3 protein-coding genes are annotated in these 15447 nt (G+C 72.3%); 2 read left to right on the top strand and 1 reads right to left on the bottom strand.

Annotated features, from left to right (window positions below; translation table 11 throughout):
* The first annotated feature begins 5 nt into the window (after window positions 1–5).
* Together OV427_RS11950 and OV427_RS11945 are read left to right on the top strand one after the other, a co-directional pair.
* Window positions 6–11384 (top strand): non-ribosomal peptide synthetase, encoded by an 11379-nt coding sequence (locus tag OV427_RS11950; RefSeq protein WP_267856206.1) that lies wholly within the window; start codon window positions 6–8, stop codon window positions 11382–11384.
* On the top strand, window positions 11378–11662 hold the full coding sequence (locus tag OV427_RS11945) for a phosphopantetheine-binding protein (RefSeq protein WP_267856205.1): 285 nt from the start codon (window positions 11378–11380) through the stop codon (window positions 11660–11662). The genes OV427_RS11950 and OV427_RS11945 overlap by 7 nt, the downstream gene beginning before the upstream one ends.
* Here OV427_RS11945 and OV427_RS11940 read toward each other — a convergent pair.
* Window positions 11659–15420, bottom strand: a complete 3762-nt coding sequence (locus OV427_RS11940; protein ID WP_267856204.1) for a type I polyketide synthase — start codon at window positions 15418–15420, stop codon at window positions 11659–11661. The two genes, OV427_RS11945 and OV427_RS11940, sit on opposite strands and share 4 nt — an antisense overlap.
* Between the last annotated feature and the right edge of the window lie 27 nt (window positions 15421–15447).

Below are 15447 nucleotides of genomic sequence, written 5' to 3'. Positions count from 1 at the left end.
CCGACATGAGTGCGCGCGAGCCGAAGCCCCCGGCGTCCCGGAGCCGCAGGCCGCCCCCGGTGGTACCCGTGCCCAGGGAGGGGGCGCTGCCGCTGTCGTTCGCGCAGCAGCGCATGTGGTTCCTCGCGCAGCTGGACCCGGAGGGCTACGCGTACAACGCGCCCTTCTTCGCACGGCTGAAGGGGCCGCTGGACGTGCCGGCGCTGGAGCGGGCACTGGCCGGGGTGGTGCACCGGCACGAGGCGCTGCGCACGACTTTCACGGAGGTCGCAGGCCAGCCCGTGCAGGTGATTTCGCCGGAGGTGGCGGTGCCGCTCCCGGTGGAGTCGCTGGAAGGGTTGTCGCGGGAGGCGCGCGAGCGCGAGGTGGTGCGGCGCGCGGAGGAGGAAGCGCGGCGGCCGTTCGACCTGGAGGCGGGGCCGCTGCTGCGGGCGAGGCTCTTGCGCGTGGAGGCGGAGGAGCACGTGCTGCTGCTCTCGCTGCACCACATCGCGTGCGACGGGTGGTCGCTCAGCGTGCTGGAGCGGGAGCTGCGCGAGCTGTACGCCACCTTCCATGACAGCACGGAGTCCGCGTCGCGGGCGCTGCCGGTGCAGTACGTGGATTACACGCTGTGGCAGCGCGAGTGGCTGAAGGGCGACGTGCTGGAGGCGCAGCTCGCCTGGTGGAAGGAGAAGCTCGGGGGCGCGTCGCCGATGCTGGAGCTTCCCCTGGACCGGCCGAGGCCGCCGGTGCAGTCCATCCAGGGGGCGGTGCTGCACGTGCCCATGCCCGCGGAGCTGATGCGCGCGGCGCTGGAGCGGAGCCGGCAGGAGTCGGTGACGCCCTTCATGCTGCTGCTGGCGGGCTTCCAGGCGCTGCTGGCGCGCTACAGCGGGCAGCGGGACGTGGTGGTGGGCACTCCGATTTCGGGGCGCAATCGGGGCGAGCTGGAGGGGCTCATCGGCTTCTTCGCCAACACGCTGGCCCTGCGCGTGGACGTGGAAGAGGGAGAGAGCTTTCGGAGCCTGCTGGGCCGGGTGCGCCAGACGTGCCTGGGGGCGTACGCGCACCAGGACGTGCCTTTCGAGACGCTGGTGGACGCGCTGCAACCCGTGCGGGACTTGAGCCGCTCGCCGCTGTTCCAGGCGATGTTCGTCCTGCAGAGCGCGCCGCCCCTGGTGCGGCTGGACGGGCTGGTGACGGAGGAGGTGGACTTCGAGCCCGGTGTCTCGAAGTTCGACCTGACGCTGTTCCTGCGGGAGACGGCGGACGGCTGGGTGTGCGTCTGGGAGTACAGCACGGTCCTCTTCGACGAGGCGACGGTGCGCCGCCTCGCGGAGCACTACGTGCGGCTGCTGGACGCGGCGGTCTCGAGGCCGGACACGCGCGTCGCCGAGCTGCCGCTGCTGGGGGCCGAGGAGCGCAGGCGGCTCGTGGGGGAGTGGAGCGGGTGCGTCGACGCGGCCTACCGGCCGGGCCTGATGCACGAGTGGGTGGAGGAGCAGGTCGCGCGCACGCCCGACGCGGTGGCGGTGACGGACGGGCACGAGGAACTGACGTACGCGCAGCTGGAGGCCCGGGCCAACCAGCTCGCGCACCACCTGGTGGCGTTGGGCGTGAAGTCGGGCGGCACGGTGGGGCTGTGTCTGGAGCGCGGCAGCCTGCGGATGCCGGTAGCGGTGCTGGCGACACTCAAGGCGGGAGCGGCGTTCCTCCCGCTGGATGCGAGCTACCCGGCCGAGCGACTGGCGCAGATGCTGGAGGACACGGGCGCGCCGGTGGTGCTGGTGCAGGGGCGGCTGGAGGAGGCGCTGCCTCGCGGACTCCAGGCGCGCGTGGTGCGACTGGAGGAGGATGCGCAGGCGATTGGCGCGAGGCCCACGCACGCGCTCGCGAGGCCGCTCTCGCCGGAGACGCCCTGCTACTTCGTCTACACGTCCGGAAGCACGGGCCGGCCGAAGGGCATCGTCATGTCCCACCGGGCCATCGGCAACCAGCTGCGCTGGCTGCTGGAGCGCACGGTGGACCCGAAGGCGACGACGCTCCAGTTCGCCTCGCTGAACTTCGACGTGTCCTTCCAGGAGCTCTTCGGCACGTGGAGCCTGGGCGGCCGCGTGCTGCTCATCACCGCGGAGCTGCGCCGGGAGCCGCTCGCGATGCTGCGCTACATGCGCGCGCATCACGTCGGGCGGCTCTACCTGCCCTTCGTGGCGTTGCAGGCACTGTGCGAAGCGGCCTGGCAGGAGGAATTGCTCCCCCCGCTGGGAGAGGTGGTGACGGCGGGAGAGCAGCTCCAGGTGACTCAGGCGCTGGTGTCCTTCTTCGAGCGACTGCCCGGCTGCGTGCTGGAGAACCAGTACGGCCCGTCCGAAGCGCACGTGGTGACGGCGTGGCGCGCGCGAGGCGCACCCTCGAAGTGGCCCGCGTTGCCGCCGGTGGGCGTGCCCATCCACAACGTGCAGATCTACGTGCTGGACGAGCGCGGTGAGCCGAGCCCGGTGGGTGTGGCCGGCGAGGTGTACGTCGGCGGCGCAAGCGTCGCGCATGGCTACCACGGCAGGCCGGAGCTGACGGCGGAGCGCTTCCTCCCGGACCCGCTGAGTGCGCAGCTCGGAGGACGGCTGTACCGCACGGGCGACAAGGCGCGCTGGCTGGGAGACGGCAACCTGGAGTTCCTCGGCCGCCTGGATGGACAGGTGAAGGTGCGCGGCTTCCGGGTGGAGCTGGGCGAGGTGGAGGTGGCGCTCCGCGCGCTTCCGGGCGTGAAGGATGCGGCGGCGGCGGTGGACGTGGGGACGAAGCGGCTCGTGGGCTACGTGGTGCAGGGCGCACACGAGGCGTGGGATGCGGAGGCGCTCAAGCGGCAGCTCGGGCGCGCGCTGCCCGAGTACATGGTGCCCTCCATGATGGTGCGGCTGGACGCACTGCCGCTGGCGCCCACCGGGAAGGTGGACCGCAAGGCGCTGCCGGCGCCGGACCTCAGCCGCCAGGACCTCGGGAGCGGCTACGAGGCTCCTCGCGACGCGTTGGAGCACCAGCTGGTGCCAGTCTGGGAAGAGGTGCTGGGCGTGCGTCCCGTCGGAGTGAGGGACGACTTCTTCGCGATGGGCGGCCACTCGCTGCTGGCGACCCGCGTGGTGTCACGGCTGCGCGAGGTGCTGGGCCGCGAGGTGCCGGTGCGCCTGCTGTTCGAGTCGCCCACCGTGGCCGCCCTGGCCGAGCGACTGCGCGAGCTGGCTCGAAGCGCGCCGCCCCCGCAGCGGCCTCCGCTGGTGCCCGCGCCGAGGCCGGAAGCGCTGCCGCTGTCCTTCGCGCAGCAGCGCCTGTGGTTCCTGGGCCAGCTGAACGCGGGTGGGGCCTCGTACAACCTGCCCTTCATCCTGCGGCTGACGGGACGGCTGGACGTGGCGGCGCTGGAGGAGGCCATCGCGCAGGTGGTGCGCCGGCACGAGGCGCTGCGCACGGTCTTCACGGAGGTGCAAGGCCAGCCGGTACAGCGAATCGTGCCGGAGCTGCTGGTGCCCGTGCCGGTGGAGGACCTGGACGCGCGGGACGGCGAGACGGTGGAGGACGCGCTGCGGCGGCGCGTGGTGGACGCGTTCCACGGAGCCTTCGACCTGGAGCACGGCCCGCTGTTGCGCGCGGCGCTGCTGCGCGTGGCTGCCGAAGAGCACGTGCTCGTGCTGGTGGTGCACCACATCGTGGCGGACGGCTGGTCCATGGATGTGATGTGCCGCGACCTGGAAGCGCTGTACGCGGCGAAGGTGACGGGGCAGCCGCCGGCGCTGGAGCCGCCCGCGGTGCAGTACGCGGACTACGCCGTGTGGCAGCGCGACTGGCTGAAGGGCGAGGTGCTGGAGCAGCAACTGGCGTGGTGGCGTGAGCAGCTCGACGGGGCGCCCTCCGTGCTGGAGCTGCCCGGTGACCGGCCGCGCCCGGCGGTGCAGACGTTCCGGGGCGCGAGCCTCCCGGTGAAGCTGTCCCCCGAGCTCGGCGCGGCCCTGCGGGAGCTGAGCCGGCGTGAGGGCGTGACGCTGTACATGACGCTGCTCGCGGCCTTCCAGGTACTGCTGGCGCGCTACAGCGGACAGTGGGACGTCGTCATCGGCTCGCCGATATCCGGCCGCACCTCGAAGGAGGTGGAGGGGCTCGTCGGCTTCTTCGTCAACACGCTGGCCCTGCGCGCGCGCATGGACGCGCGCTCTTCCTTCCGGGTGCTGCTGCGCCAGGTGAAGGAGACGGTGCTGGGCGCCTTCGCGCACCAGGACCTGCCCTTCGAGAAGCTGGTGGAGGACCTGCGCCCCGAGCGTGACTTGAGCCGCTCGCCGCTGTTCCAGGTGCTCTTCACCCTGCAAGGGTTCTCTCCCACCGTGACGCTGCCGGGCGTCACCGCGCGGACGCTGGACTTCGCGAGCACCGTCGCCAAGTTCGACCTGGAGTTGCTGCTCGTCGACGCCGCGCAGGACGACATCGCCGGTCAGCTCATCTACAACGCGGACCTCTTCGAACCGTCCACCGTGAGCCGGATGGCGGACTGCTTCCTCGCACTGCTGCGGGGGCTGGTGGCCGAGCCCAACGCGCGGCTGGGGGCGCTGCCGCTGCTGCCGGCCGCCGAGCGTCAGCGCGTCCTGGAGACGTGGAACGCCACGGAGGTGGACTTCCCGCGCGACGCCTGCGTCCACCACCTCTTCGAGTCGGAAGCCGCGCGGCGGCCCGACGCGGTGGCGCTGGAGTTCGGTGAGGAGCGGCTGACGTATGCGCGGCTGGAGGCGCGCGCCAACCAGCTCGCCTGGGCACTGATGGAGCGGGGCGTGGGCCCGGACGTGCTGGTGGCGGTGTGTCTGGAGCGCTCGGTGGAGCTCATCGTGTCGTTGCTCGCCATCCTCAAGGCGGGCGGCGCGTACGTGCCCCTGGAGGCCAGCTATCCGGCGCAGCGGCTGGAGCAGATGCTGGAGGACTCGCGTCCGCGCCTGCTGCTCACCACGCGCGCGCTGCTCGGGCAACTGCCGGCGCAGGCGCTGCCGGAGTTGATGCTGGTGGAGGAGGAGCGACTGGCGTCGCGGCCGGAAGAGGCACCGAGCGCGGCGGTGGGCGGGCGGAACCTGGCGTACGTGGACTTCACGTCGGGAAGCACGGGGCGCCCGAAGGGCGTGGCCGTGGAGCACCGGGGCGTGCTGCGTCTCCTGTTCGGCGCGCCCTACGCGCGGCTGGGGCCGGAGGAGACGTTCCTGCTCATCGCGCCCATCTCCTTCGACGCCTCCACGCTGGAGGTATGGGGACCGCTGTGCCTCGGAGGGAGGCTGGTGGTCTTCCCCCCGCGCTCGCCCAGTGACCTGGACCTGCTGACGGAGGTGCTGACGCGGCACGGGGTGACGCTGCTGCACCTGACGGCGGGCCTGTTCAGCCAGATGGTGGACCTGCGCATGGAGGGCCTGCGGGGCGTGCGGCAGTTGCTGACGGGCGGAGACGTGGTGTCCGCGCCGCACGTGAGGAAGACGCTGGAGGAGCTGCGGATTCCGGTGACGGCCTGCTACGGCCCGACGGAGGGGACGCTCTTCACATCCACCCACCGCATGACGCGGCTGGAGGACGTGGGGGCGGCGGTGCCCATCGGCCGGCCCATCGGCAACACGCAGGTGTACGTGCTGGACGCCGGCTTCGAGCCGGTGCCGCCAGGCGTGGCTGGAGAGCTCTTCATCGGAGGAGACGGGCTCGCGCGCGGCTACCTGCGCCAGCCGGACGTGACGGCCGACCGCTTCGTTCCCAATCTCTTCAGCCAGGTGCCGGGAGAGCGGCTGTACCGCACCGGAGACCTGGCGCGCTGGCGCGGGGACGGGGTGCTGGAGTTCCTCGGCCGACGCGACAGCCAGGTGAAGGTGCGCGGCTACCGCATCGAGCTGGCGGAAGTGGATGCCGCGCTGCTGCGCTGCCCCGGTGTGAAGGAGGGGCTGGTGGTGGTGCGCGACGGTGTCGGCGGCAAGCGGCTGGTCGCGTACTACGTCGAGTCGCCGGGACAGTCCCTGAGCGCGTCGCAGGTGCGGGAGGCGATGAAGGGGGCGCTGCCGGAGTTCATGGTGCCCTCGGCCTTCGTGGGGCTGCCCGCGCTGCCGCTGACGGCGAACGGGAAGGTGGACCGCAAGGCGCTGCCCGCGCCGGAGGCGGAGAGCGCGAGCGAGGGTGGTGCATCGGCGCCCCGGACGGCGATGGAAGAGGTGGTGGCGGGCATCTGGGCACCGCTGCTCGGCCTGGAGCGCGTGGGCGCGGACGACAACTTCTTCACGCTGGGCGGCCACTCGCTGCTGGCGACGCGGGTGGTGTCGCGGCTGCGCGAGGTGCTCGGCCGCGCCGTGCCGGTGCGCCTGCTGTTCGAGGCGCCCACCGTGGCCGCGCTGGCCGAGCGGCTGGAGGGGCTGCGAGGGGAGCAGGACTTCAAGGCGCCACCCCTGGTGCCGGCGTCGAGACAGGGCGCGCTGCCGCTGTCGTTCGCGCAGCAGCGGCTGTGGTTCCTGCGGCAGCTCGACACGGAGGGCTATGCGTACAACGTGCCCTTCGTCCTGCGGCTGAAGGGACGACTGGAGGTGGCCGCACTGGCGTACGCGCTGGCACAGGTGGTGCGGCGGCACGAGGCGCTGCGGACGACGTTCGCCGAGGTGCGGGGCCAGCCGGTGCAGCGCATTGCCCCGGAGCTGGCGGTGCCCCTGCCGGTGGAGGACCTGGACGTCCGGGACGGGGAAGAGGTGGAGGACGCGCTGCGGCGGCGCGTGGTGGACGCGACGCAGACGCCCTTCGACCTGGAGCACGGGCCCCTGTTGCGCGCGGAGTTGTTGCGCGTGACGGCCGACGAGCACGTGCTGGTGGTGCTGCTGCACCACATCGTGGCGGACGGCTGGTCCATGGGCGTGGTGTGCCGTGAGCTGGAGGTGCTCTACACGGCCCATGTGACGGGCGGGGATGCCGTGCTGGAAGCCCCGCCGGTGCAGTACGCGGACTACGCGGTGTGGCAGCGCGCCTGGCTGAAAGGTGAGGTGCTGGAGCAGCAACTGGCCTGGTGGCGCGAGCAGCTCGATGGCGCGCCGGCCGTGCTGGAGCTCCCCATCGACAGGCCCCGCCCCGCGCTGCAGACGTTCCGGGGGGCGACGCTGACGGCGAAGCTGTCACCGGAGCTGAGCTCGGGGCTCAAGGAGCTGAGCCGGCGCGAGGGCGTGACGCTGTACATGACGCTGCTGGCCGGCTACCAGGTGCTGCTGGCGCGCTACAGCGGGCAGTGGGACATGGTCGTGGGCTCGCCCCTGGCGGGCCGCACGGTGAAGGAGACGGAGGGGCTCATCGGCTTCTTCGTCAACACGCTGGCGCTGCGACTCCGAGCCACCCGGGAGCTGAGCTTCCGCGAGCTGCTGCGCCACACGCGCGAGACGGTGCTGGGGGCCTTCGCGCACCAGGACGTGCCCTTCGAGACGCTGGTGGAGGACCTGCGGCTGGCGCGTGACTTGAGTCGCTCGCCCCTGTTCCAGGTGGCCTTCGCACTCAACGGGCCCGCGCCCACGCCGGCCCTCCCCGAGCTGACCACGGGGACGGTGGACTTCGACCCTGGGATGGCGAAGTTCGACCTCGCGCTCTCGGTACGGGAAGACGCGGACGGACTGACGGGCCTGTGGGAGCGCAACACCGCCCTCTTCGACGAGGTGACGGTCGCCCGCATGGCGGAGCATTTCGCACGGCTGCTGGAGGCGATTGTCGCGCGCCCGGAGGCCGTGCCGGGCACGCTGCCGCTGCTGAGCGAGGCGGAGCGTCACCTCGTCCTCGTGGAGTGGAACGCGTACCGGACGGAGTACCCGCCGAACGTGCCCGTCCCCGAGGGGCTCGAAGTGCCGGAGGAGCCGAGGCCGGAGGCCCGCGTCTACGTGCTGGACGAGACGCTGGAGCCGGTGCCCGTGGGCGTGTGGGGCGCGCTGTGGCTCGGGGGCGCGCGGCTCGTGGGCGTGCAGTCCGAAGTGGAGCGGTTCGTTCCGGACTCGTTGTGGGGCGAGCCGGGAGGAAGGATGTACCGCACCGGCGTCTTCGGACGCTGGAGGCCGGGTGGAATGCTGGAGGTCCGCGAGCGCCTCGACACGCCGGTGAAGGTGCGGGCCCCGCGCGCCGGTGGCGGCCGCATGGCCCTGTCAGGGCTCGAGGCCGCGGCGTCGGCGCCGGAAGGACACGTCGCGCCGCGGACGGCGATGGAGCGCCTGGTGGCCACCACCTGGGCGCCGTTGCTGGGCCTGCGGCACGTGGGCGCGGAAGACCACTTCTTCGAGCGGGGCGGACACTCGCTGCTCGTCATGCAGGTGGTGTCGCGACTGAAGGACGCGCTGGGCCGCGACGTGCCCGTGCGGTTGCTCTTCGAGGCGCCCACGGTCGCCATGCTGGCCGAGCGGCTCCAGGAGTTGGTGAAGGGCTCGCCCGAGTCGCGCCGGCGGCCGCTGATGCCCATGCCGGTGGGGGAGGAGGCGCTGCCGCTGTCTTTCGCGCAGCAGCGCCTCTGGTTCTTCGACCGACTCCAGCCCCAGAGTCCGCTCTACAACATCCCCCTGGCGCTGAGGCTGGAGGGCGCGCTGGACGCGCCCGCGCTGGAGCGAAGCCTCGCCGAGCTGGTGCGGCGTCACGAGTCGTTGCGGACGACGTTCCATCAGGACGTGGGAGGCGGCGTGCAGCGCATCGGCGCGCCCATGCCGCTGCCGCTGCCGGCGGTGGACCTGCGGGGTGTGCCCGAAGCGCTCCGCGAGCAGGAAGTCGCGCGGCTGTGCAATGAAGACGCGCGCCGTCCCTTCGACCTGGAGCGGGGGCCGCTGCTGCGCGCCACGCTGCTGCGGGTGAAGGACGAGGACCACGTGCTGGTGCTGGTGGTGCACCACATCGTGGCGGACGGCTGGTCCATGGGAGTGCTGTCCCGGGAGCTGGGGGCGCTCTACGCGGCCCAGGTGAAGGGCGAGGACGCGGGGCTGGCGGCGCCGCCCGTGCAGTACGCGGACTATGCGGTGTGGCAGCGCGCGTGGCTGAAGGGCGAGGTGCTGGAGGAGCAGCTCGCGTGGTGGCGCCAGCAGCTCGAAGGCGCGCCCGGCGTGCTGGAGCTTCCCATCGACAAGCCCCGGCCGGCGGTGCAGACGTTCCAGGGCGCGTGGCACCGGGTGCGCCTGCCCGCGGAGCTGACGGCGGACCTCCAGGAGCTGAGCCGACGCGAGGGCGTGACGCTGTACATGACGCTGCTGGCGGGCTTCCAGGTGCTGCTGGCGCGCTACAGCGGGCAGTGGGACATGGTGCTCGGCTCGCCGATTTCGGGCCGCACGGCGAAGGAAGTGGAAGACCTCATCGGCTTCTTCGTCAACACGCTGGCGCTGCGCATCCGCGCGACGGGCACGATGAGCTTCCGTGAGCTGCTGCACCAGGTCCGTGAGACGGTGCTCGGCGCCTTCGCGCATCAGGACGTGCCCTTCGAGAGCCTGGTGGATGCGCTGCGCCCGCGGCGTGACTTGAGCCGCTCGCCCATCTTCCAGGTGGTGTTCGCGCTGCAGAATGCGCCGACGTCGGGGCTGTCGCTGCCGGGGCTCACGTCGCGACTGGTGGACATCGACGCGAAGACGTCCAAGGTCGACCTCGCGCTGTCGCTGCGCGAGTCGCCCGAAGGCCTGGACGGCGCCATCGAGTTCAACACCGACCTCTTCGAGGTCGCCACCATCGAGCGGCTGGCGCGGCACCTGGAGCGCCTGCTGCAAGCCGTGGTGGCCGAGCCCCTGCGAGGACTGCGCGAGCTGCCGCTGATGAGCGATGCGGAGCAGGCGCGGGTGCTGGCGTGGGGTGGCAGCGAAGCGCCTTTCGAGGGTGACTGCATCCACCGGCTGTTCGAGGCGCAGGTGGCGAAGACGCCCGACGCCGTGGCGCTGGAGATGGAGGGCCAGTCGCTCACCTACGCCCAGCTCGACGCGCGCGCCAACGCGCTGGCCGGTGTGCTGCGCCAGCGGGGCGTGCGGCCCGAGGTGCTGGTGGGCCTGTGCGTGGAACGGGGCATGGACCTGGTGGTGGGCATGTTCGCCACCCTCAAGGCGGGCGGCGCCTACCTGCCGATGGACCCGGACCATCCACCCGAGCGGCTCGCGTACATGCTGGAGAACGCGGGCGCGGCGCTGCTGGTGACTCGCGAGCGGTACGCGTCCCGGCTGTCCTATCGCGGGCCCACGCTGTTGCTGGAGGACGGCGTGGTGCCTGTCCCGGCGGAGCCCTGGCGGCCCGTGCGTGAAGTCACGCCGCGAAACCTCGCCTACGTCATCTTCACCTCGGGGAGCACGGGACGCCCCAAGGGCGCGCTGCTCGAGCACCGCGGCGTGGCCAACCTCGTCGAGGTGGCTCGCGGGAAATTGGGGCTCGGGCCGGGAAGCCGGGTGTTGCAGTTCGCGCCGATGAGCTTCGATGCCTCGGTGTGGGAAATCTACCCGGCGCTGCTGTCCGGCGGGACGGTGTGTCTGGCCCGCCGCGAGCAGGTGGCTCCGGGCGAGCCACTGGCCGAATTGCTGGTACGCGAGCGCATCAGCGTGGTGACGCTGCCGCCGTCGGTGCTGGCGGTGTTGCCAGACGTGGAGTTGCCGGACCTGAAGGTCCTGGTGTCCGCGGGTGAGGCGTGCACGGCGGACCTGGTGTCGCGCTGGGGCAGGGGCCGGCGCTTCATCAACGGCTATGGCCCGACGGAGAGCACGGTGTGCACCACGCTGGGCGAGTGCCGCCCGGGTGAGCGGCCCCTCATTGGCACGCCGGTCGACAACCTCGTGGTGCGGGTGATGGACGAGGCGGGGCACCTGGTGCCACCGGGCGTCTGGGGTGAGCTGTGTCTGGGCGGCGTGGGGCAGGCGCGAGGGTACCTGGGCCGTCCGGACCTGACGGCGGAGCGCTTCGTGCCGGACCCGTTCCGCGAGGGACAGCGGCTGTACCGGACGGGAGACGTGGTGCGGTTCCGCGACGACGGCCGGCTGGAGTACCTGCGGCGCGCCGACTCGCAGGTGAAGGTGCGCGGCGTGCGCGTGGAGCCGGCGGAAGCGCGCGAGGCGCTCGCGGAGCACCCGGGCGTGCAGTCGGTGGTGGTGATGGGGCGCGAGGACGTGCCCGGCGAGACGCGCCTGGTGGCGTACGTCGTGCCCTCGCAGGGTGAGACGCTGACGGCCGACGTGCTGCGCGCGTGGCTGCGGCGCTCGCTGCCGGAGCCTGCGGTGCCCTCGGCCTTCGTGGTGATGGACGCGCTTCCGCTGACGCCGAACGGGAAGCCAGACTGGAAGGCGCTGCCCGTGCCGGATGCGAGCCGGCCCGAGCTGAGCAGTGGCTACGAGGCGCCGGAGAAGGACCGGAGAGGGCGCTGGCGCTGCTCTGGGCGGAGGTGCTGAAGCTGGACAAGGTGGGCGCCGGAGACAACTTCTTCGACCTGGGCGGCAACTCACTGCTCCTGCAGGCGGTGCACGCGCGCATGGAGGCGCGGGTGGGCCGCAAGGTGCCGCTGGTGGAGTTGTTCCAGTTCCCCACCGTGCGCGCGCTGGCCGCGCACCTGTCGAAGGGCTCCGGGCCGGCGGAGCAGCCTCCGGCACCGGCGGCCTCCGCCGAGGACAGGGCGGAGGGACGGCGCCGCCTCTCGCGACAGCGGCGCCTGCGTCCGGGCTCGGACTAGCGAATCAGTCGCGCCAGCCGCGCGCCGAGCCCCTCCGCATGGGGGGGCAGCAGCATGCTGGTGTGGTCTCCGGGGACGACCTCCACCCGGACCGCCGCGCCGAGTCGCATCCAGCCCCGCTCCGCGTGGTCTGGCTTCTCCGGGGTGGTCTCGTCGGCGAGGAAGTACTGCACCTCGCCGCCCTCCCAGCGCGGCGGCGCGTACCGGCTCATGGCCTGGCCGTTCGCGAGCCACACGTCAATCTGACGCCGCGCCTGTTCGAGGCTCGGGAACACGGGCTCGGTGCCCGTCTTCCTGGCGTGCTCGTGGAGCAACCGGAATTGCTCCTCCAGCGGCAGTCCGCGCAGCTGCTCGGCGGAGATGGCACGGCGCACGAGGGACGACAGCAGCTCCGCGCCGTCAAAGGTCCAGGAGCCGAGCTGGCTCGGCGCGGGCGTGTCGACCATCGCGCACAGGGGCACCGACTGCCCGTCGGCCGAGAGCCGGTGGGCCATCTCGTAGACAATCATGCCGCCGAACGAGGCACCCACGAGCAGGTACGGGCCGGTGGGGTATACCTTCCGGATGACGTCGAGGTAGTGCGCCGCCATCTCCTCCACCGAGGTCTGGCACGGGCGGCCCTCGGTCAGCCCCACGGACTCGATGCCGTAGATGGGCCGCTCGGGAGAGATGCTCCGCGCGAGGTCGCGGTAGAAGAGCACCTGACCGGCGCCCCCGTGCACGATGAAGACGGGCGTCCCGCGAGAGCCCGCCTGGAGCTTCACGAGGCAGTCTGGCTGCGTTTCCCGTGCTGGAGTTGCGTCACGGGAGGCACCCACCCGCTCCGCGAGCTGCGCCACCGTCGGCCCCTCCAGGACCGCTCTCAACGAGAGCCGGACGCCGAAGCGCTCCTCGATGCGCGCCGTCAGCCGCAGCGCGATGAGCGAGTCGCCGCCCAACGCGAAGAAGTCATCGTGGATGCCCACCTCGTCGAAGTGGAACACCTGCTGGAAGCACTCGATGAGCTGCGCCTCGGTGGCGTCGCGCGGCGGCACGGGCGCGGCGCCCTTCCTCGCTCTCCGGGTGGCCGGAGAGGAGGCCACGGGGCGGTGCTCGGTGGCGCGCGGGCTCGATGCCGCCGGAGTCGCCGCCTCAATCCAGTACCGCTCGCGGTCGAAGCTGTACGTCGGCAGCGGCACCCGGCGGCGGCGCTCCCCGTCGCGGAAGCGCTCCCAGTCGATGGGGACTCCCGCGAGCCAGGCCTCGCCGAGCGGTGCGAGCAGCCCGCCCGGCCGCGAGGCCGTGCCCGGCAGCGCGGCGATGACCGGCTGGGACGCAAGCGCCGGATGCTGGCGCGCCAGCGAGGTGAGGGTGTTGCCCGGCCCCATCTCGATGAGCGCCCGCTCTCCGGACGCGAGCACCAGGGACAGCGCGTCGGAGAACCGCACCGTCTCTCGCAGGTGCCGGCTCCAGTACGCGGGGTCCACGGCCTCGCGCTCGGTGAGCCAGCGGCCGGTGAGGCCCGACAGCAGCGGCACCGACGGAGCGCGCGGCGAGAAGCGGGAGACCAGTCGCGCGAAGTCCGCCAGGTGCGGCTCGAGCATGGCCGAGTGTCCTGCCCGCGCGTTGCGCAGCCGCTTCGATTCGAGGCCCCGTCCCGTGAGCGCCGCCTCGAACGCCGCCAACGCGTCCAGCGGGCCGGAGACGACACACGCCGACGGCGTGTTGATGGCGGCCACCGACAGCTCCGGGCCGAGCAGCGGCTCCACCTGCGCCACCGGTGCGAGCGCCGCCGTCATGCCTCCCGGAGGGAGTTGCTCCAGGATGCGGCCGCGCGCCACGACGAGCTCCAGCGCCTCCTCGAGCGTGAAGACTCCCGCGACGCACGCCGCCGCGTACTCTCCCATCGAGTGGCCAAGCAGGGCTTCCGGCTCGACACCCCACGAGCGCCACAGCTGCGCCAGCGCCCACTCGCAGGTGAACAGCGTGGGCTGTGCCCACAGGGGCCGGTCCAGCTCACGGCTCGCGGCATCGAAGCGCTCGGGGCCCGCGAACATCAGCTCGCGCGGGTCGCTTCCGAGGTGACGGCGGACCACCTCCGCGCACTGGTCCACGGCGTCGCGGAAGGCGGGCTCCTTCAGCAGCTCGGCGCCCATGTTCACCCGCTGGGGACCCATGCCGGGGAAGAGGAAGACGGCGCTCCGCCGCTCGGTGTCGTCGAAGGCGGTGGGGGCCTTGTCGCTGTCGCTGGCGGTGAGCCGCGCGACGGCGTCGTCCTTGCGGCTCGCGGTGACGAAGCGCCGCCAGCCGAAGCGGTTGCGGCCGACCTGGAGCGTGTGGGCCACGTCGGGCAGGGACTCGGGGGCGTGGCCGAGGTGCTCGGCCAGCTCGGAGCTCATCCGCTCCAGCGCCTCCTCGGAGCGGGCCGACAGGAGCAGCAATTCCTCGTCGCGGCGCGGCGGGTCGGCCGGTGGCAGGGCCGGCGCTTCTTCGAGCACGGCGTGCGCATTGGTGCCGCCGATGCCGAACGCACTCACGCCCGCGCGCCGGGGCAGCGGCCCGTTCCAGGGACGCGGCTGGCTGACGACGTAGAAGGGGCTGCCCTCCAGCTCCAGCAGGGGATTGGGCCGGGTGAAGTGCAGGGTGGGCGGCAGCAGCTTGTTCTCGAGCGCGAGCACCGCCTTGATGAGCCCGGTGACACCGGCCGCCGCATCGAGGTGACCGATGTTGGTCTTCACCGAGCCCAGGCCCACGGAGCCCGGCGCCACGCCCCGGAACACCTGCTTGAGCGCGGAGACCTCGACGGGGTCTCCCAGCGGGGTGCCGGTGCCGTGGGCCTCGATGTACGAGAGCGTCCTGGGCTCGACGCCGGCCAGGGCCTGGGCGTCGGTGATGGCGGCAATCTGTCCGGACACCGAGGGGGCACCGAAGCCCGGCTTGTTGCTGCCGTCGTTGTTGATGGCCGTGCCGCGGATGACGGCGCGGATGGGGTCGCCATCCGCGAGCGCATCGGCGAGCCGCTTGAGCGCCACCACCGCGACGCCGTTGCCGGGCACCGTCCCGCTGGCCTTCTCGTCGAAGGCCCTGCAGCGGCCGTCGGTGGAGGAGAGGCCTCCCAGTTGCGCGCGATACGGATGGAGTTGCGGTGAGCGCACGGCCGCACCCCCCGCGAGCGCGAGGTTGCACTCTCCCGCGAGCAGCGACTGACAGGCGAGGTGGACGGCGGTGAGCGACGTGGAGCACGCCGTCTGCACGGTCATCGCGGGGCCGGTGAGGTTGAGCTTGTAGGCAACACGCGTCGCGAGGAAGTCGGGGTTCGTCCCGAGCGCGCTCTCCATCAAGTCGCTGGAGCGCTCCTCCATGTTCGGCAACACGTTGCGGAGCAGGTACGTGCTGAGCGTGGCACCCGCGTACACCCCCGCGTGCAGCGCGCTGGAGCGCACCGCGTAGCCGGCGGACTCGAGCGCCTCCCACGCGCACTCCATGAAGAGCCGATGCTGCGGGTCGAGCTGCTCGGCCTCGCGCGGCGAGTAGCCGAAGAAGGCGGCGTCGAAGAGCTCCGGGCTCTCGATGATGCCGGCCGCCGCCACCCAGCCCTCTTCGGAGGGCATCCCCGCCTTCGCGCGCTGCTCGGCGTCGAGGATGGTGACGGAGTCCACGCCCGAGGCGACGTTGGACCAGAAGCGGCGGACGTTCGAGGCACCCGGCAGGCGAAGGGAGATACCTACGACGGCGATGGCACCCTCGTCGGGCGACGCGTCGAGCGCGGTCTCGTGCATGCGCCTGATTAGAGCATACGTGGTTAT

The sequence above is a fragment of the Pyxidicoccus sp. MSG2 genome, from assembly GCF_026626705.1.
Classification (GTDB): Bacteria; Myxococcota; Myxococcia; order Myxococcales; family Myxococcaceae; genus Myxococcus.
This window is presented reverse-complemented; position numbering and strand designations above follow the sequence as displayed.